Source organism: Mesorhizobium sp. ES1-3 (assembly GCF_020164795.1).
GTDB lineage: Bacteria > Pseudomonadota > Alphaproteobacteria > Rhizobiales > Rhizobiaceae > Mesorhizobium.
Genome location: NZ_JAIUGW010000022.1, coordinates 40,724 through 60,185 on the forward strand (window position 1 = coordinate 40,724; position 19,462 = coordinate 60,185).

The following is a 19,462-nucleotide window of genomic DNA, read 5'->3' on the forward strand; positions in this document are numbered from 1 at the left end:
GTTCACTCGCGGCCCGCCGTGCCGAGCAGTCCGTAAGGACGCAGCACCAGCACGAGAGTCATCGCCACGAAAAGCATGACATAGGCATAGCCTGGATTGAACATCGAGGTGATGGAGATGATCTCGCCTGCGATGATGCCGCCGAGCACCGCACCCGGGAACGATCCGACGCCGCCGATGACCACCACGACGAAGGTCTGCACCAGGATCGCCTCGCCGACATCAGGCGCGATCGATACCACCGGCGCGTTGACGATGCCGGCGAAGCCCGCCGCCATGGCGCCGATGCCGAACACCAGCATGAAGACCTTGTAGACGTCGATGCCCAGCGAGCCGACCATGACCGAATCCTCGATGCCAGCGCGCACGATCATGCCGATGCGGGTACGGTAGAGCACGAAATAGAGCGCCAGCAACGCCACGGCAACGATGCCGAGCAACGCCAGACGATAGGTCGGGTAGACCATGAATCCGAGATTGGTGATGCCTTGGAACAGGCTCGGTGGCGGCACCGTCTTTGACAGGCTGCCGAAGAAGAAGCGCACCCCCTCGACGAAGACGATGCCCAGTCCGAAGGTGACGAGGATCTGATCCTCCTGCGGACGAGCGTAGAAGTAGCGGATGATAAGCCGCTCCATAAGGACGCCGACTAGCATGACGAAGAGGGAGCCGGCGATGAGCGCAACAATGAAGGAGCCCGTATAGTCATAGGCGACCCAACCGGCATAGCCGCCGAGCATGAACATCGCGCCATGCGCAAGGTTGAGCACGCCGAGCGTGCCGTAGATGATGGTCAGACCGGAGGAAATCAGCGCCAGAAGCGCGCCGAGCACCAGCCCGTTGAAGCATTGCGAAATGAAATTAGCCCAATTGACCACGCTGCCGCCCGCTTTGAGGTTGATGAATAGCCTGTCGCGTCGCCGTCCAGCCCGCCATAATGACAGGCAATCCGTTGCCATGCGATAGTTAATCGGCCAGACCTCAAGCCGCAAAGACACTGCTTCGCGCCCTCTTTGGTCTGCCATATACGGGATGAAGTCCTTCTCCGCATCGATGACGCGGAGAAGGCAGTTGTGACCGTCAGGTGTAATCGCCAAGCTTGCAGCCGAAGGCGTCCGGCTTCTGCATCAGTCCTTCGCCCGGCACGACGTCGAGCACCTCCCAGAAATCCTCCTCGTTCTTCATGTCCTTCGGCGCCTTGCCGCGGACGATGACGACGGGACGGATCAGCTGATGGTCCTCGGGCCGGAACTTCACGTCGCCGACCATGGATGGGAAGGTTTCGCCCTTCTCGTATTGTTTGATGACGTCCGGCGGATAGAAGGTGCCGGCTTCCGAGACCATGCGCGCCCAGATGGCGAACTGCATGTAACTGTTCTCGGCGCCCCATTCCGGCCGGTAGTTGTACTTCTTCTGGAACTCGTCGACGAACATCTTGGCGAGCGGATACTTGTCCTCCATCGTCCACCAGAAATCAGTGGCGGCAAACACGCCTTCAGTGAGTTCGGCACCCACTTCCTTGGCCAGGAACGGAATCTGGTAAGGGATCACCATCTTCATGTTCGGCGTCAGGCCGAATTGCTTGGCCTGCTGCACCGACAGCACGGCGTCACGCCCCCAGTTGACGTTGATGATGAACTCGGCACCGGAATTGGCGATGTTGGTGAGATATTGGCTGAAGTCCTGCGTGCCCAGTGGCGAGATCTGATTGGTCACCATTTCCCAGCCGCCATTGGCTGTCAGATAGTCGTTGACCGACTTGGTTACCGTATGGCCATAGGTGTAGTCGGGCGTCATGAACGCCGCTTTCTTGCCCTTGCCGAAGTTCTTCAACAGCACCGGGCCTATCGCGTTGGCGCAAGTCTCACCATAGACGCACTGGCGGAACGAGTAGCGTGCGCAATCCTTGCCGGTGGTGTCGTTCGAGCCGGATATGGCCACCAGATAGAGGATCTTCTCACGTTCCGCGAACTTGTTCAGCGCCACCGCGACTGCCGACGAGGTCGACCCCGTCATGGCGATGATCTTGTGGTCGTTGATGAACGTCTGCTGAGACTGCACGGCATTGTTGGGCTTGGCACCGGAATCGGCGACGACAAGTTCCACCTTCTTGCCAAGCACACCCTTGTCGACCTTCGGCGCGATCTGCTTGAGCAGATCGCTACCGGCGTTGATGTGCTCGACGGCTAGCTGCATACCCTTGAGCTCGTCCTCACCCTGTACGGCATAGGCGCCAGTGCGCGGCACGGTGGCGCCGATATAGACGGTGTCGCCCTGTGAGCCTGCCGGCCATGTGCCGATCGCGGGCTTGTCGTCCGCGGCATAAACCGGACGAATGAAGGAAGCCGGCAACATGAAGCTGCCGGCAAAGCCGGCACCAGCATGAAGCAAGGTACGGCGAGACAGGTTGGCTGGTTTATGATCGTCGAATAGCATCGGATATTCCTCCCTCGGCAAGACCTCCAGGGGCACTCGTTGTTGCCCCATTTTCCACCGGCCGTGGAAACGAGCCGGATCGCACTGGCATTCGCAGCCGCGGGAGCGGTTCGGTCAATGCAACTTTCGTTGGATGATTTGGATTAATGATCTAGATTAACAAGCCACCGCAGGATGCTGTGGACGATCGGCCTCTCGCAGTTTGGAACATTGGTATGCCGCTGACCGGTCACGCGATCATGACCAGACTGACGCGCGTCATGAAACTGGACGCGGCCGACCTCGCCAGTCTTGAAGCAATCTTCGAACGCGACGTGACTGTCAGGAAGCGAGAGGAACTCGTCATCCATGGGTCGCAGTTCCGGAGCCTGTGCTTTATCAAAGAGGGCTACGCGATCCGCTACAGACTGCTGCGGAGCGGCAAGCGACAGATCCTCAAGCTCATCCTGCCCGGCGACGTGATCGGGTTTCCGGTCAGCTTTTTCGATCGGTCCACCTATGCTGTCGTGGCACTGACGGAATTGACGTGCACCGTCTGCTCGCTCGATTCCTATATCCGTCTCTGCTACGAGCAGCCGCAATTCGGACTGGTCTTGAGTTGGCTCGCCGCGCAGGAGGCAGCGAACTACGCGGAGCACATTGTCAATCTCGGCCGCCGCACACCGATCGAACGGTTGGCCCACCTTCTTCTCGAGATTCATGCGCGCCTTGTCGAGGTAGGACTTGCGCCAGAGACGAGTTTTGATCTGCCCTTCTCGCAGGAGGTCATGGCGGACGCACTCGGGCTGAGCGTGCCACATCTTAACCGGGTCATGCAGCAGCTGCGCGCCGAACAGCTGATCACCAGCAAAGCGCGGCTCATCGCGTTGAGCGATCCCGCGGGTTTGCGACAACTGGCCCAGTATCAGCCGCAGAACCTCGTGCCGATCCCCTTGCTGGAACGGCACCGCTGACGATAGAGGCCACGCCTGGCTACGGTCGCGCGTCAAACGAATGTCGTATCGCCCCTCTTGCCCCGGAGCGCTTGAACTCCAGTTTCAGGCTCTAGCCAATGGCGTTCCCGAACGGCTTTGGTTGATGCCACCACCAGCCTGCGGCTCATTGCCGATGGCACAACAAAAGACGCTTAGGGAGGAGACACCATGTCAAACAGCATGCTTCATCTGGCCGGCGCCTTGCTGGCCGGCGCGGCCCTCGCATTTTCATCGGGCGCGGCATCCGCGGACGACATCGTGCTTGGCGCATCGGTGCAGTTGACCGGCGCCTCGGCCAATACCGGCCGCTATTACAAGGACGCCTACGAGTTCGCGATCGACAAGATCAACGCAGCCGGCGGTGTCACCGTGGGCGGCGAGAAACACAAGCTGGCGCTGAAAATCTACGACAACCAGTCGGATGTGAATTTGAGCGTGCGGCAGTACACGCAGTTGGTCTCGCAGGACAAGGTCGCCCTGCTGCTCGGGCCGTTCGCGTCGAATTTCGCGCTGGCGGATTCGGCCGTCTCGGAAAAGTACCGGATACCGATGGTTCAGGGCGGCGGCGCATCCGACCAGATTTTCTCGCGCAAGTTCAAATACATATTCGGCACGCTGGCGCCGGCGAGCAACTATTTCGGCTCGACGGTGAAGATGCTGAAGGAACTCGACCCGGCACCGAAATCCGTCGCGCTTCTCTATGCCGACGATGCTTTCGACGTCTCGGTAGCGGATGGCACGCGGCCATTGCTGAAGGATGCGGGGCTGACGATTGCCATGGACGAGAAATACAGTTCCAACGCCAGCGACTTTAATTCGCTGCTGTCACAGATCAAGAGCAATGGCGCCGAGGTCGTCCTGGTAGCCGGCCACGAAACCGAAATTCTCAATTTCGTGCGCCAGGCGAAAAGCCTCGCCGTCGCGCCAAAGCTCTACTCCTTCACCGTCGGCGTGCCGAGCGAGGACTTCCGCAAGGCGCTGGGCGCCGACGCCGACTATGCCTTCGGCATGACCGCCTGGCTGCCTTCGGCGGAACTGAAGGACAAATGGTTCGGTGATGCCGCTACCTTCGCCAAGGACTACAAGGCGAAATACAACTACGATCCCGATTACCACGCCGCGTCGGCCGCGGCCGATGTCGAGGCACTGGCACAGGCGATCGAGGATGCCGGCGGCACCGACGCCGCCAAGGTGCGCGATGCGCTCGCCAAGCTCAACCTCGACAGCCTTTACGGCAAGATTGCCTTCGCCGAAAACGGTCAGATCAACCTGTCCCAGACCGTGATCCAGGTTCAGGGAACGGAGCTCAAGGCGATCTATGGCGCCAACGGTTTCGTCGAGAAACCGAAATATCCGATGCCGGCCTGGGACAAGCGCTGACCTTTGACAAGGTCGGACTGAGGGGAACGGCGTGGATCTGCTGGCGCAAATCCTGATCAACGGCATCCTGCTGGGCGGCCTTTACGCCATCATGGCGCTCGGGCTCGCCCTTGTCTGGGGCGTGCTCAACATCGTCAACTTGGCGCATGGCGCTTTCATCATGCTGGGCGCCTACCTGTCCTGGCATCTCTACACCTATCTCGGCATCGACCCTTTCCTCGGCCTGCCGATGACGGCCATAATCATGTTCACGCTCGGCTACGCGGTGCAGCGCGGCCTGCTCAACCTTGTCGTGCGCGGGCCGATGTTCAACACGTTGCTGATCACCTTCGGTTTGGAGGTGGTGCTGACCTATCTGGCACAGCTTGCCTTTTCCGCCGACTTCCGCACCATCAACCCGCCCTATGCCGGCAATAGCATCGCGCTCGGTCCGGTCGTACTGCCGCAGGCGCGACTGATGGCGTTCGGCGTCGCCATCGTGCTGACGCTCGCCATGTGGGCTTTCCTGCTGCGCTCCAAGCTTGGCCGCGCCATTCGCGCCACCGCGCAGAACCTCGTGGCGGCAAGGCTTTACGGCGTCGAGCCGCGTCACCTTTATGCCGTGACCTTCGGCATCGGCATCGGACTTGCCGGTGCTGCCGGTGGGCTTTACGGCACGGTGTCGCAGATAAATCCCTATATTGGCGCGGCATTGACCGCCAAGTGTTTCGCCATCTCCATCATCGGCGGACTGGACAATCCGTTCGGCGTCCTGGTCGGAGGGCTGTTCCTCGGCATCATCGAGTCACTGGCGGTGCTCTATATCGGCGCGACTTTCGCCGACGTGGCAAGCTTCGGCGTGCTGGTCGCGGTACTGATCGTGCGGCCGAGCGGCCTGCTGGGCAAAACCGCATGACCGCTCTCCGCATAATCATCGCGTTGGTCGTGATCGCCGCGCTCGCCACCGTGCCGTGGTTCGGTTCGGACGTGCTGGTCCAATTCGGCATCAATGCACTGCTGCTGGCTGTTCTGGCGCAAGGCTGGAACATCATCGGGGGCTATGCCGGCTATGCCTCGTTCGGCAATTCGGTGTTTTACGGCCTCGGCAGCTACGGCGTCGCCATCGCCATGGTCCAGTGGGAACTACCCTTCGCCATCGGGCTGGTATTCGGCGTGGCGCTGGCCCTCGTCTTCGCTTTTCTGCTCGGCCTGCCGGTGCTCAGGCTCAAAGGGCACTATTTCGCGATCGCGACCTTGGCGCTGGCGCAGGTCATGATCGCCATTGTCTCCAATATCGAATTGGCCGGCCAGAATATCGGCCTCGTGCTGCCGCCGCTCAACAACGACCCGTTGTTCTACGAACTGGCGCTCGGGCTGCTGGTGCTGACGACGCTGACCATCTTCTGGCTGACACGGAGCCGCTTTGGTTTCGGGTTGATCGCCATCCGGGAGAACGAGGAAGGTGCTGCCGTCATGGGCGTCAACACGACGCTCTACAAGGTGCTCGCCTTTGCCCTCTCCGGCATATTCAGCGCGCTCGCCGGCGGCATTCACGCCTACTGGATCACCTTTCTCGATCCCGAAAGCGCCTTCGACATCAGCCTCAACGTCAAGATGATCATCATGGCCGTATTCGGCGGGCCGGGCACCATCCTTGGCCCTGTCGTCGGTGCCTTCACCCTTTCAGCGGTGTCGGAATTCCTGTCGAGCGAGGTGACCAGTGTCGCCGGCCTGTTCTTCGGCATCGTGGTGGTGGCCGCCGTGGTGCTGATGCCGCGTGGGCTGGCCGACGTGGTGCGTCGTTTCCGCAAGTCGGGATGGCGCTATTTCATCGAGAACATCCGGGCACATCGCATATGAGCACGATCCTCCAAATCAGCCATGCCACGCGCCGCTTCGCTGGGCTGATCGCCGTCGACGATGTCTCCTTCACGCTCGACGAAGGCGAAATCCTCGGCGTCATCGGGCCCAACGGCGCAGGCAAGACGACGCTGGTCAGCCTGATCAGCGGCACGCTGGCGCCAAGTTCCGGCGATATCATTTTCGCCGGACAGTCGATCGCCAAACTGCCTGCTTACCGGCGCGCTCGGCTCGGTATTGGCCGCACCTTCCAGATCATGCGGCCCTTTCCCGGCCTGTCGGTTCTGGACAATGTCGCCGTCGGCGCGCTGTTCGGCCACGGCGGTGGCGAAGCCGATCTCAACCGCGCGCGCGAAAGGGCGCGCGGCTACCTCGACTTCGTCGGGCTTGGCAAATCCGTCGACCAGCGCGCCGACGAACTTGGCGGCCCGGGACGCAAGCGGCTGGAACTCGCCAAGGCGCTGGCCATGCAGCCGAAGCTTCTGTTGTGCGACGAGGTGATGGCGGGATTGAACCATGTCGAGATCGACGAGGTGATCGACGTCATCCGCAAGGTGCGAGATCAAGGCATTTCCATTCTGGTGATCGAACACGTCATCAAGGCGATCAAGAGCCTGTCGGACCGGCTGCTGGTGCTGCACCATGGCGAAAAGATCGCCGACGGCGCGCCGGATGCGGTGCTCTCCGACAAGACGGTGGTCGAGGCCTATCTCGGCAAGAGGCGCGCATGAGCGCCGCGGCGAAGAAAGGGCAGGCTCCGCTGCTGGAGGTCGCCGACCTTGGCGCCGGTTATGGCGGCATGCCGGTGCTGCGGAACGTTTCGCTTGAAGTGCACAAGGCCGAGATCGTCGCCCTCGTCGGCGGCAATGGCGCCGGCAAGACGACATTACTCCGCGCCCTGTCGCGTGTGATCGCTGCCACCGGAAAGATCGAATTTTCCGGCCGGGATCTGGTGCCGATGACCTCGGACGAAGCGTTTGCGTCAGGGCTCGTGCAGGTGCCGGAAGGCCGACAATTGTTCGACCGCATGACCGTCGAGGACAATCTCTTGATGGGCGCCTACCGGCGCAGCGACAAGGCGGCCGTGGAACGCGATCTCAAGCGCATGTACGCCCTCTTTCCCCGGCTTGGCGAACGCAAGAAGCAGCTCGCCGGATCGATGTCGGGCGGCGAGCAGCAGATGTGCGCCATGGCGCGCGGGCTGATGGCGGCACCCGTCCTGCTGATGATCGACGAGATGAGCCTTGGCCTGGCGCCGGTCGTGGTCGAGCAGTTGATGGCGGTGCTGGCGACCATCCGCGACGAGGGCGTGACCATCCTTCTGGTCGAACAGGACGTGCATCTGGCGCTGTCGGGCGCCGACCGTGGCTATGTCATGGAGACCGGCCATATCGTGCACCGGGGCGCGGCCAAGGAACTCATCGACGATCCCGAAGTTCGCCGCGCCTATCTGGGCCTTTGAACCCGGGTTGGTCTTCCGCCTTTCGGGCACACGAAAGCCTGACCGGTACACAATGACGAAGCCGCCGACATTGGGAGCTACTTTTGCTTCGCGGCATGGCGCTCGAAGGTAGCCAAGATACGTTCGGCCAGCCTCGAATAGTCACCGTCGAAATGGTGACCGCCCGCTGTCCGAATGACCTCGGCGCCCCGGGAGACCAATTGCGGGCAAAACGAGTCGGTCTCTTCCTCACCGTAAAAGCATTGAATGGCCCCAGCCGGCATGCGCCCGATGGCTGGTTCAACAGGAGTGGCTTTCGCACTCGGCGGGGCTCCCAGCCACCCGGCGACGGTAATCTTCCAATCGGCCTCGCCCGCAAATCCCAATAGCGAAACAATCGCGACACGCTGCCTGAGATCGGCGGGCAACCTGTCATAGGCGAGCGGCAGGACGTCCGCCCCAAACGAGTAACCGATCAACGCCACCTTGTCGGCATGCCACTTCGCGCCGTAGGCGGAAATGACACTCGCCAGGTCGGCCGCCGTTTGCTCCGGCGATTTCTCGTTCCAGAAATAGCGAACGCTGTCCCAGCCGACCACGGAAACCCCTCGCGCTTGCAGATCCTCCGCTATGGTCTTGTCGAGGTCGCGCCAGCCTCCGTCGCCCGACAGCACGATCGCCATCAGCCCCGAGGGTTTCGAAGCCGGCAATTCTATAAGCGGCAGGGCGGCCACTCCCTGGGCCGTTCCCTGGTCCAGATGCGGTCCGACCAGTTCAACCAACATGTCATCCCGACTACCGGAGTTGACTGACTGGAAGGTCAATGGCGTAGCCGCGGCGCGAAGCCGGTCGAAGTGTTCTCTCGCGCTCGCGGGCTCAGACGCCGTCAGCCCGACGTCCCAGAAGCCGTGCAGCGGTGAAATCGGCCCATAGGTGTAGCCGCCGGCGCCGGGCGTCGACGGAGCGCCCGCGCAAACCGGGCGCTTGCCGCTCAAGCCGATGCTGGGGTCCAGCGATACGGCGCCCGCCAGCGTGTTGACCGGCGCTTGCGCCAGAATGGCCCCGGCAAGGGTGCCGCCTTCTCCGGCGCCGGCGAGGATCGGAAAGTGATATTCAAGGCCGCCATGCGTGCGCTGCAACTGGCGGCTGAGTGCCTCCACGTCGCCGACGAGATTGTCACATGGGCGATCGCCATCGGCGATTCTGTCGAGATAGAGCTTTGTATCGACGCCGACCGCCAGTGCCCCGTTCTTGCCCAGAGCGTCCAACGTAGTCTGATCGGCAGCACTCCAGCCGCCGATATCGGAAAACACCACGACGTATCCGCGCATCGGTCCATCGGGCAAGGCGACATGGACGTCGCCGAAGCGGCCACCGTCAAGCGCCAAGACTGGTGTGGCAGAAAGCATTGCCGCTGCGGCAAGCAGGCAGGCGAAGAGCCTATTCACGGTTCGAAAGCTCCTTTGGTCTCTTGAACCCCCTGCCGATCAAAGTGGTGGCATCGGCAAGGGCCATGAAAGGACTGAGCGTGCCCGACGCCGCCAGATAGCGCGGCTCCCATATCGGATTGAACTTGTCCTTGAAAAGTCTCAGGCCGCGAAAGTTGTAGAACGGGCTGCCATAGTGCCGGATGATGGCCCCCAGCCTGTTCCAGCGGGAAGAGAGGGGCGGAGACTCGATGCCGCTGAGCGGCGCCATGCCAAGACTGAGGCAACGGCAATTCAGTTCCTTGAGCTGAAGCATCAGATTCGTGAACAGGAATTCCATCGCGTATGGTGACGTGCCGCGTGCGTGCCGCATCAACCCTGTCGATGCTTCCCGAACCGAACTGGTCGTCATCACGGTGACGAAAGAGGTGGGCACGCCATGTTGACGGACGAGCGCGACCCATTGGGACTCGAGATAGCGTGGTTCGAACGCGGCAACCGAGAAGCCTTTTTCGCCGTTCCGCCGTGTTTCGAGCCAATCCGACGAGATCGTTTCCAGCGCGGCGAGGATGAAAGCCACACGATCCGGCGGCACCAATTCGAAGGTTAGTCCATCGCGCTCGCCGCGTTTGAGCGCATAACGAAGATGGGCTTTCGCACCGCCCTGGAGACTGAAGTCGGTGAGCGGCACACATGCTTCCTCGCCGAGCTTCATGACGGTCAGGCCGGCATCCAGGTAATATGGCAGGCTCTCGGGGCGTATCTGGTAAAAAGCCGCCCGCCCGCCGTGGCCGTCAGCGAGCCCGATGAAACGCCGGATCAGTTCCGTCCATTCCTCGCACGGGCCGACGGGGTCAAAAAGCGCAATCCAACTGCGCCCGCGCTTGCCGTACATGATGAAAGCCTTGCCGGAGGTGGAAAAGAGCAAGCTCTTGTCTCCCATCATCGCAAGCAGGCTTTCGCTGCGGCCCTGCAGGTCGATGATGCGCGATGCATGCGCGAGCGCGGCGGCATTGGGCGGCGAGGCAAGGCCCTTGGGCGGCCGAAGCAATTCCCACAGGCCAAATGCTATCGCGATGACTGCTGCTCCGAGCAAGGCGCGCAATGCCCGCGGAGCCTGCGCGTCGAATTCGAACTGCCACCAAAGGTCGTGAGCCGTGTAGTCGACGTCGCGGAAGGCCAGAAAAAAGATCAGTTGGGCAGCGACCAGGATGACTGCCACCGCGACGAACCAGCCAATCGTGAATGGTTGTTCGAGCATCGAGGCCGGACGATCGAACTGCCGCCGCGTCGTGAGAAGAAGAGCAATCAGGAAAGAAAGGAAACCTGCCTCGCCATAGGCCAGCCCCTTGGCGAGTGACAGACCCAGGCTCGCGATTGCCAGCGCCAGTGCAATCCACCAGGCGCCGTCCCGCCGCTCGAAGAGACCGCGAGCGACAAACAGGAAGACAAGGCCCAACAGACTGCCGAGGAAGTGCGATGTCTCGACAATCCACAGCGGCAGCCGCATGGACAGGATTGCCAGCCGGTGCCCGAAAGTAGGTGTTGCGCCGGAAATGAGCAGCATCACTCCGGCCGCGAAAGATATGACGCCCATGAAGCGCGGTGCCAGACCGGCGGCGGCTCGGACAAGGCGATCGTCGCGGGATCGTTCGTGGCCGATGGCAAGGCGGGTCTCGAAGATTGCCAGCAGTGCCGCGGAAAGCGCCAGCGGCACGGCGAAATAAATGCCGCGATAGGTCAACAGGGCCGCTGCAATCGAATCGGGAGAAGCCTGTCCTTTGAGAGCCCAAAGCACGACCGCCTCGAAGACCCCAATCCCGCCAGGCAGATTGCTCACCGCGCCCAAGGCGGTGGCGGCCGAGAACACCGCGGCAAAGGTCAAGAAATCGATCGGTGCGCCGGGCAGAAGGATCCACAGCGCCGCCGCGGCACCGGTCAGGCGCGTCGCGGCCAGCAGCAGTTGCGCCGCCGTGAGCATCCTGCTCGGGCCGGCAATTGAAAACGCGCCTATTCGCAAGGTGCCGCGCGGACCGAAGAACACGATGGCCACCGCCGCCGAGAGAGCCATCGCCGATATCAGTCTCAGCAACTCCGGCCGCCATCCCAAGAGATGCGCGACCGGTACCGGCTCCATCAGCCCGGCGAATCCGCCGAACCCGGCAAGTCCCAGTCCGAAACCTCCGGCAATGAATAGCAACAGCCGGGCAATGTCGCGCGACCTGATGCCGACAGCGCCATAGATACGATATCGAACCGCCGCGCCGGTGAGGGTGCCGAAGCCCACGGCATTGCCCAGCGCGGTGCCGCAGAACCCCGCCAGAAACGGTGCCAAAAGAGGAGTGCGGCCGCCAACATAACGAACCGCACAGACGTCTCTTGCGACGAGTGCGGCAAAGCTCAGGATCGTCGCGCAGATCGACCAGCCGATGGCGGCGGCGGGCATGTGACGCATCGCCCTGACAAGAGCTTCGTAATCGAGGTCTTGGATGACATCGCTGAAACCGGCGATGGTCAATCCGATGGCCGCGAAGACGGTGAGCGACGCCGCGATGCGGCGAAGCGGCCCGCCAAAGTGGCGCGCCCGCGCGACTTCGCAGCCGATCGTCGGGTCCGCCGACTTCAAGATACTGTTCACGGATATCCCGGTATTGCGCGGTTCGAAGGCAAGTGCCGCGCTCGCGCCGTCATGCCCTTATCTCCTGACGCTGGAACGATACGTATGCGATCGTGAACAGCAGAAGAAGCACCGCGATCATGCCGGCAAGCTGCGGCCAGATCAGCGCCATGCTCAGCGAAAACGGCAATGGCGCGCCCATCACGGCGCCACTCATCTGGTCGGCGAACAGCAGGCCGAGCGAGCGCGTCGCCGGGTTGAGCAGCGCAAGCGTGGCTTCGCCGTAAAGCGTGTTGGGCGAGACGCGGGCGATCGCCTGCTCGAGACCGATCTGGTGCACCGCCGTCATCGGATCGAGCGGATCGATCGGCACGACCACACCTGCGATCAGGGGCGCCAGCATCGGCCAGAATACGGTGAACAGCAGCCAAACGGTGAGTGCGCACAACGCCGATGTCGCCGGCGATCTGACAAGGGTGGAGAAAGCCATCGCCATTGCCAGCCAGACGCCGGCATAGACGAAGGACGCGAAAAGGAAGGCAAGTCCGCGCGCGACTTCCTCGCCGCTCGGGGGTAGGCCAAGCAACAGCATGCCGAGGCCGGTGACCAGCAGCCACAATGCCAGCAGGCAGATGGCGATTACCAGGAGCCCACCCAGAAACTTGCCGGCAAGCAGCGCGTCGCGGTAGATCGGCTGCGACAGGATGCGCGACAGGGTGCGGCGGCTGTATTCGCCGTTGATGGCATCGAAGCCGAGCGCGATCGCCACCAGGGGAATGAGAAAGCCGAGGAAGGAGACAAACGAAGGAAGCGGCGGCTGCGCCGTGGTGAACAGGCGCAGGAACAGGAACGGGTCCTCGCCCAGCGTCGCCTTGATCTGGCCGATGGCCGCATAGACCGAGCCGATCGCCGTCAAGACGACGAGGAGCATGACCAGGTGGATGCGGACGCTGGTCATATGATCGGCCGCTTCCTTGAGCGCGACCGTCGACAGGCCGACAAAGGGCGACCCTTCACGCCGCTGCGTCATGGCTCTCTCCCTCGAAAAAGCGGACATAGACCTCGTCGAGACCGGACTGGCGAATGCTCATGGCATGAAGCGCGCCTCCCGCCGCCACGACCAGCCGGGCAATGTTGGCCCTGATGTCGGCGTCGGCGTGGACGCGCCATCGCCCCGGCCTCAGAGGTGTCACGCCCAACACATGCGGCGTGCCCGCCAGTACGAGGCGCAGATCGGCTTTCTCGGCTTCCACCTCGACCACATGCGTGCCGCCGAGTACCTCCGAGGTCAGGTCGTCGACCCGGCCGATGAGCCCGATGCGGCCCTTTCGGAAAAGTGCGACACGGTCGCAGATCGTCTGCATCATGCCAAGCAGATGCGAAGAGAGCACGATTGTGACGCCATCGGCGGCAAGCTCGCGGATATGGTCCAGCAGTTCCTGCGTCGATTGCGGATCGAGACCCGAGGTCGGCTCGTCGAGGATGGCGATCTCGGCCTGCTTGACGAGCACTTCGGCCAGGCCGAGCCGCTGGCGCATGCCGCGCGAGAAGGTCGCGACGCGGCGATCGGCGACATCGGCCAGCCTTACACGCTCCAGAGCCGCGGCGATGCGCCGGTTCGCCTCCTCGGCGACAAGGCCCGCGAGCCTCGCCGAGTAGACCAGGTTTTCGCGCGCCGTAAGCTGGTCGTAGAAGCCTATCTGATCCGGCAGATAGCCGACCCTGCGCTTGACCGCCAGCGGCTGGCGCAGCGGGTCGAGGCCCAGAACTCGAATTGTGCCGGAAGTCGGTTCGGTAAGACCGAGCAAGAGCAGGATCGTGGTGGTCTTGCCCGAACCGTTGGGGCCGAGCAAACCGAAGACCTCGCCCCTGCCGACGCCAAGATCGATGCCGTCGACGGCGGCAATGCGCCCGTAGCGCTTGACCAGGCTGGTCGCTTCGATGACCGTGTTCATCGCCGGCCATACCGGGTTACGGCAAAAGCCAGCATCAGCGCCGAGGCGCCGATGACGCCGAGGCCGGTGACGCCCCACAGCGTCGAGGTGCGCACCGTGACGCGGAAATTGGCGTCGTCGGAAGTCCCTTCGCCATTGGCACGGACCGAAACCATGTAGTCACCGGCAATCGCCTGCGCGGACGGCGTCATCGAGACGCCGACATCGGACGTAGCGCCAGGCGCGATCTCGTCGACCTTTTCGGGGCTGAAGGCCACTTTCCATCCAGAAGGCGGGCTTGCCGTCAATTTCAGGTCGCGGGCGGGCGCCGAGCCATTGTTGGAGAGCGTAAAGGTGAAGGTCCGTTCCTGACCCGCCGTGGCGTTGCCGGAAAGCCGACCTTGGGGACCGGAAAGCGAGATCGTTGGCCTGCCGGTAACGTCGAGGACCAGCTTCGTATCGGCGCTGACATTGCCGCCGCTGGCGGCGATGTCGACGGGGTAGTGGCCCGCCTGGGCATTGTCCGGCGGCTGGACACCGACCGAGAGCGTCTTCGACTCACCGGCCTTCAGCGGCAGGCTGGTCAATTCCTGCGATCCGTAGCCCTGCTTGAAGGTCACCTGAAAGCCGGATGGTGCCCGCGACAGGAGATTGACCGTCGTGTCCTCCTGTCCCTCGTTCTTAATCTCGACCTGGAAGTCGAATGCCGACTTGGCCGTGCCGCGCAACGCCGGCAGCTTCGGCTCCAGTGTCAGCTTCGCCGGCTCGGTCTTGGCAAGGGTCAGTTGCATGGGCAGTTTGAGGGCCTCGCCACCGGACTTGCCCGAGACGGCGAAGTCGATCGCCTTGACGCCACCGGCCGCCGGTGGCGTCAGTTTCAGTGTCAGGCCGACCGTATTGTCGGCGCCGGCGATCGCCGCGGAGACTGGTTTGCCGCCGCCGTCGATTTCCCATTTCCAGCCGGTCGGCAAGCCATCGACGCCAAACTCGACACGCTGGGGCGGCAGGCCATGGTTGGCCAGGCTCAGGGGAACGCTCACCTCCTTGCCGACCTGGGCGGAAAATTCCGGATAGGGCGTCGTCAGCCACAGGCCGGTCGGCATCTGGCCGGCAAGCGCCGCGCCCGAGGCCGCGGCCTGCTGGGCGCGCGCCGGGACGACGTTCAACAGCAGACCGAGGCCTATCAGAGCTGTAGCCAGTTGTGTCGTCGGGTTGGGAAAAGACATACGAATAGATGCAGGATTCACATCCGCCTCCCGCGCAATGTTGGCAAATAGTCGTTTTCTTGCAAAGCCTTAGGGAGCTTGATGCAACGAGGAAAACTAGCGATCCGTTTATGGCGCCAATGGGGCGAATCGACTCATCGGCGGGATCCTCACGAAATTGTAACCGAACGTGTTGTTGCGTGATCGAAGCAGGCCACGAGATGGGCACGGCGATCGGCGTGCCGAGATCATGACACCGTGGCAATGCGATGATTGAAGAGGCGACGGCGGCCGGAGGCGCTTCTGCGACCGTCGGTCCATAGATCCCTTGCCTCGAACGTCGCGCCCGCTAGCTTTTTGGCATGGATAGCCGAACGGTGCTGATTTCCGGCGGAGGAATTGCAGGGCCGGCCCTCGCCTTTTGGCTCGATGCAGCTGGATTCCAGCCAACGCTGATTGAGCGAGCGCCAAGGCTACGCACCGGAGGATATGTCATTGACTTCTGGGGCCTCGGATACCGCATCGCCGAACGAATGGGACTTGGTGCCGACATCGACCGTGTAGGTTACCACGTGCGCGAGGTTCGCATCGTGAATGATCGCGGAAAGCGGCTTGCCGGTTTTGGCACGGGCGTCTTCAGCGATCTGACGGATGGGAGATATGTGACGCTCGGGCGCAGCGATCTCTCGCGATTGCTGTTCGAAAAGATCAAGAACGCGACCGAGGTCATTTTCGACGATGAGATCGTCAGGCTTCAGGAGCAGTCAGACGGGGTGAAGGTTCGGTTACATGGTGGAGCCGAGCGTCAGTTCGATCTGGTGATCGGCGCCGATGGGTTACATTCGGCCGTTCGCCGGCTGGCCTTCGGCCCCCAGGCCAGGTTCGAGAAGAAACTCGGCTACGCTGTCGCGGCCTTCGAGGCGGGTGGCTATCGTCCGCGCGATGACGACGTATACTTGATGTACGCGCGGCCTGGGCAAATGGTCGGCCGTTTCACGCTTCGTGACAACCGCACGCTTTTTCTGTTCGTCTTTGCCGTCGACAGCGATGCCATGCCAGTCGCGCTGGCCATGCAGAAGAAAATGCTGCGGGAGCGTTATGGCGATGGAAACTGGGAATGCCCTCGCATCCTGGAGGAGTTGGATCGTACGGACGAACTCTATTTCGACAGCGTCAGCCAGATCAGGATGAACAGTTGGTCTCGAGGCCGCATTGCCCTGACCGGCGATGCCGCATTTTGCGTGTCCCTTTTGGCGGGACAAGGATCGGCCCTGGCCTTGATTTCCGCCTATGTGCTGGCAGGCGAGTTGCTCAGGGCCGACGGGCGGTGCGAGGAAGCTTTTCCCCGATACGAAGAATTCCTGCGGGATTACATCAATGCGAAGCAGCAAGGTGCCGAGCGATTTGCTGGAGCCCTTGCACCAAGAACGCGACTGGGCCTGTTATTCCGCAACCTGGTGATAAGGACATTCGCAATCCCCGGACTGGCACGTGTGGCGTTCGGAAGGGAAATTACCGACACCTTGCAGTTGCCTGACTATCACTGGCCATCCCCGTGAATTGACCACCGCAAAGCCCTGCCTTTGGGATACAACGCCTCAACGGTTGTGGGCGCCAGGCTTTCGAAAAATGTCTATCGGGCTGGAATAGTTTCGCCCCTGGCTCAGTAAGTAGGGCAATGAGGGTGAGCTTTCGGCGTGGCGGCAACTGGCAGGCCAAGGTCGGACAAAGGGAGCGACAGCGCGGGTAACGATGTTTTTCGACAGCTCAGCGCTTTGCGTTCGGGAGGAGCGCGCTCCCATCAGGCCCAGCGGTTATTTCCCTGACCGCTGGGCCGATCCACATGTCCAAAGCACACTTGAACGACTTCGAATTCTATCCATGAGGCGAATTCTATCCATGAAGATTGTGAGGCGCAGGGCCTCTGAATTTGGGGCACGAATCACTCTTGCCGTAGGCAGCGATCGGCTGGGGACGGCGTCAAGGGTGGCTCGGAACAAGGCGAAATGAGAGCGAAGTTCGACGTCACACCTTACCTGGAGGATCTTTGGCGCTATGGGCGCGTGCTCACGCGGGATGATGCTGACGCCGATGACCTGGTTCAGGAGGCGCTCGCTCGCGCACTTTCACTGGCCGGCACCTATGATGCTTCTCGTCCGCTGCTGCCTTGGCTGATCAGAATTGTTCGCAATACGTTTCTGACCGGCGCGGCCCATGCGAACGCCGACAAGCGGCGCCTTGAGTCTTACGCTGAAACGTCTGACACGGCGTTGCTCCCATCACAGGAGCATAGTGCTGAACTGTCCAACGTAAGGAAGGCACTGGTCGGATTGCCAACCGAGCAAGCGGAAGTTCTCCATCTGGTCGGCGTGCTGGGCTTCACCTATTCCGAGGCCGCCGAATTGCTGGGGGTGCCAACAGGAACCGTCATGTCGCGCCTGAGCCGCGCACGAGCCGCCTTGAAGCGCAACATGGAAAAAATGAGCGGCTTCGCACCGGCTCAGTTTAAGGTAGTGGGAGGCCGTGATGTGGCCAAGTGATCGCGTTTCCGAGGAAGAAATCAACCGCCTCCTCGATGGCGAACTGTCGCCGTCGCAGAGATCCGACCTGCAGGCACGTCTTGCCCTGGAACCGGAACTGGCGGCGGAAGTGTTTGCTCATGCGCAGCGCATGGGGTCACTGCGCGACGTCCAGCCCCAGCGGTTGTTTCCGCCTTCTGCGAGCCTGCAAGGAGCAAAGCGGTTGGAGGGAGCGTTTCGCCGGAGGAGATTCTTTGCCGCGCTGAGATTTCAAATCGCCGCCGTCGTACTGATTGCGCTCGGGTGGTCGGCCAACTCGTTGACCATGTCGCTTCGCCAAGGCGGTCAAACGGCGGATGCGAGTTTCATTCTGGCGGCGCGTGATGCCTTGCGCGTTGCGCAATTGAACGCCGGTCCCGGGAAGGGCAGTGAGCCGAAGCAGGACAAGATCGAACGACTGGTGGGCGCCGCGAATATAAGTATGCCGACCCTTCCCTCGGTATGGGTGGTGACGGATGTTCAGGTGCAACCCTGGAACGGGAAGCAGAGTCTGGTTTTGACGGCGGATACGCCGAGCGTTGGTAGGATCACCTTGGTGGCGGCTCCGATGAATGGCGAAGATGCCGTCCCTCCGACCCCAGCCACTGACGGCCGCGTGCCGACTGTTTACTGGCAATCGGGAGGCACAGCCTACGCCTTGATGGGGTCCGCCGCCCCGGATCGGCTCGAGAAAGAAGCAAAGCAAATGGAAGTCGCCACAAGGAGGAACGTTGCGCCCAAGACAAGGGGCTGATTGGGGCCGACATGACGATGGCAAGAAAATGAGAACCGAGTTTGGATCCGACCGGTTCAGCTCGTTTCCTCGCCGAACCATGTTTCCCTAGTTGCGTACACGGTGATGAACACTCGCACAGGTTCCACGCCATGGTAGCACACAAGGAAGGTTGACCGATGAATGCCTTTTCGTTTGACAAAAGCCCAAGGTACTACCCATCAACCTGCCCGATCTGTACGGGCACGGCACTCGAAGCCGATATCACGCCGCGAAGGGTAGAATTCCAATGTGCCTCCTGCGGCGCATATGAGATCACTGCCGCTGCTCGTTCCGCAATGAAGGGCCTATCGCGGGAGCATCGAGAATTGTGGCTCTCGCAGACCCGGCAACAGGCTGCGAGTGCGCGGCAAGTTCCGCTCGTGGCCTGCGCGAATGAGACGTTGCGCCTTCAGACGGACCGCTTCTCGTGAAGCACGCGATGCAGTTCGAGGAAGTGCGTCCGCGCGGGCACTTCCTTACGGCCCGGCGTCCGGCGGGGTTGGCGCCGGGCCGCTCTCCCGGTGTGACCAGCGCGGCACTGCCTGTTGAGTAAATGGCGAACCGGCATCCATGGTTTTGAGTTGAGGCGAGCGTTGATGCGAAAATTGGAAAAGCACGAAGAGATAGGGCTAATCGGCTACCCCTATGACGGAGAATACCTGGCCGTGGTTGACAGCAGAAGAGAATATGACTGGATACTGGGAGGTGATCTGTGTGAACTCGATGGTGCATCCTTGGCCGATCAAGCGGCTAATCTTCCTAGATACTATCCTGATGGAAGCCGTTTGGTATTAGCCACCATAAAGGGCGACATGCTTGTCGCACTTCGGGATTATTAGACGGCATCCGCGCTAAAAGAACCGGCTATGTGATCAC

General features: G+C 61.8%; 17 protein-coding genes. 10 read left to right on the plus strand and 7 right to left on the minus strand.

Going from position 1 to position 19,462, the window contains the following annotated elements; translation table 11 throughout:
- Positions 1–2 precede the first annotated feature (2 nt).
- On the minus strand, positions 3–878 hold the full coding sequence (locus LB536_RS24115) for a branched-chain amino acid ABC transporter permease (protein ID WP_224597003.1): 876 nt from the start codon (positions 876–878) through the stop codon (positions 3–5).
- Positions 879–1,080: 202 nt separating this feature from the next.
- Positions 1,081–2,436, minus strand: a complete 1,356-nt coding sequence (locus tag LB536_RS24120) for a substrate-binding protein (RefSeq protein WP_411966580.1) — start codon at positions 2,434–2,436, stop codon at positions 1,081–1,083.
- Between the two features lie 215 nt (positions 2,437–2,651).
- Here LB536_RS24120 and LB536_RS24125 point away from each other — a divergent pair, with 215 nt between their 5' ends.
- The 6 genes from LB536_RS24125 to LB536_RS24150 all read left to right on the plus strand — a co-directional run bounded on the left by LB536_RS24125 (position 2,652) and on the right by LB536_RS24150 (position 8,091).
- Positions 2,652–3,389, plus strand: coding sequence for a Crp/Fnr family transcriptional regulator (locus LB536_RS24125; protein WP_224597005.1), 738 nt, complete (start codon positions 2,652–2,654; stop codon positions 3,387–3,389).
- A gap of 201 nt (positions 3,390–3,590) precedes the next feature.
- Positions 3,591–4,790, plus strand: coding sequence for an amino acid ABC transporter substrate-binding protein (locus LB536_RS24130; RefSeq protein ID WP_411966582.1), 1,200 nt, complete (start codon positions 3,591–3,593; stop codon positions 4,788–4,790).
- A gap of 31 nt (positions 4,791–4,821) precedes the next feature.
- Positions 4,822–5,685 carry a branched-chain amino acid ABC transporter permease gene (locus LB536_RS24135; protein WP_224597011.1) on the plus strand — a complete coding sequence of 288 codons (864 nt, stop codon included), beginning with the start codon at positions 4,822–4,824 and terminating at the stop codon, positions 5,683–5,685.
- On the plus strand, positions 5,682–6,629 hold the full coding sequence (locus LB536_RS24140) for a branched-chain amino acid ABC transporter permease (protein ID WP_140760849.1): 948 nt from the start codon (positions 5,682–5,684) through the stop codon (positions 6,627–6,629). Before LB536_RS24135 ends, LB536_RS24140 begins: the two co-directional genes overlap by 4 nt.
- Complete coding sequence (locus LB536_RS24145) at positions 6,626–7,360, plus strand: ABC transporter ATP-binding protein (RefSeq protein ID WP_140760851.1); 735 nt, start codon at positions 6,626–6,628, stop codon at positions 7,358–7,360. Before LB536_RS24140 ends, LB536_RS24145 begins: the two co-directional genes overlap by 4 nt.
- A complete protein-coding gene (locus tag LB536_RS24150) occupies positions 7,357–8,091 on the plus strand; it encodes an ABC transporter ATP-binding protein (RefSeq protein ID WP_224597014.1) in 735 nt (244 codons plus the stop codon). The genes LB536_RS24145 and LB536_RS24150 overlap by 4 nt, the downstream gene beginning before the upstream one ends.
- 77 nt (positions 8,092–8,168) lie before the next feature.
- Here the strand turns inward: LB536_RS24150 and LB536_RS24155 are convergent, their stop codons facing one another.
- The 5 genes from LB536_RS24155 to LB536_RS24175 are packed head-to-tail and all read right to left on the minus strand — an operon-like array spanning position 8,169 to position 15,214.
- On the minus strand, positions 8,169–9,479 hold the full coding sequence (locus LB536_RS24155; RefSeq protein WP_224597017.1) for a virulence factor family protein: 1,311 nt from the start codon (positions 9,477–9,479) through the stop codon (positions 8,169–8,171).
- Between the two features lie 31 nt (positions 9,480–9,510).
- On the minus strand, positions 9,511–12,135 hold the full coding sequence (gene mprF / locus LB536_RS24160; protein ID WP_224597020.1) for a bifunctional lysylphosphatidylglycerol flippase/synthetase MprF: 2,625 nt from the start codon (positions 12,133–12,135) through the stop codon (positions 9,511–9,513).
- 49 nt (positions 12,136–12,184) lie between these two features.
- A complete protein-coding gene (locus LB536_RS24165; RefSeq protein ID WP_140760856.1) occupies positions 12,185–13,144 on the minus strand; it encodes an ABC transporter permease in 960 nt (319 codons plus the stop codon).
- On the minus strand, positions 13,128–14,069 hold the full coding sequence (locus LB536_RS24170; protein ID WP_224597022.1) for an ABC transporter ATP-binding protein: 942 nt from the start codon (positions 14,067–14,069) through the stop codon (positions 13,128–13,130). The genes LB536_RS24165 and LB536_RS24170 overlap by 17 nt, the downstream gene beginning before the upstream one ends.
- Complete coding sequence (locus LB536_RS24175) at positions 14,066–15,214, minus strand: NEW3 domain-containing protein (RefSeq protein WP_224597026.1); 1,149 nt, start codon at positions 15,212–15,214, stop codon at positions 14,066–14,068. The genes LB536_RS24170 and LB536_RS24175 overlap by 4 nt, the downstream gene beginning before the upstream one ends.
- Before the next feature lie 416 nt (positions 15,215–15,630).
- On the opposite strand from LB536_RS24175, the gene LB536_RS24180 reads away from it, so the two are divergent.
- The 4 genes from LB536_RS24180 to LB536_RS24195 all read left to right on the plus strand — a co-directional run bounded on the left by LB536_RS24180 (position 15,631) and on the right by LB536_RS24195 (position 19,425).
- Positions 15,631–16,812 carry an FAD-binding domain gene (locus tag LB536_RS24180; protein ID WP_318013494.1) on the plus strand — a complete coding sequence of 394 codons (1,182 nt, stop codon included), beginning with the start codon at positions 15,631–15,633 and terminating at the stop codon, positions 16,810–16,812.
- A 447-nt stretch (positions 16,813–17,259) separates the two neighbouring features.
- The gene (locus LB536_RS24185; RefSeq protein ID WP_224597031.1) at positions 17,260–17,793 is read left to right on the plus strand and encodes a sigma-70 family RNA polymerase sigma factor; all 534 of its coding nucleotides are present in this window, start codon (positions 17,260–17,262) and stop codon (positions 17,791–17,793) included.
- Positions 17,780–18,565 carry a hypothetical protein gene (locus LB536_RS24190; protein WP_140760867.1) on the plus strand — a complete coding sequence of 262 codons (786 nt, stop codon included), beginning with the start codon at positions 17,780–17,782 and terminating at the stop codon, positions 18,563–18,565. The genes LB536_RS24185 and LB536_RS24190 overlap by 14 nt, the downstream gene beginning before the upstream one ends.
- A gap of 617 nt (positions 18,566–19,182) precedes the next feature.
- The gene (locus LB536_RS24195; RefSeq protein WP_140811473.1) at positions 19,183–19,425 is read left to right on the plus strand and encodes a hypothetical protein; all 243 of its coding nucleotides are present in this window, start codon (positions 19,183–19,185) and stop codon (positions 19,423–19,425) included.
- Positions 19,426–19,462: the final 37 nt, after the last annotated feature.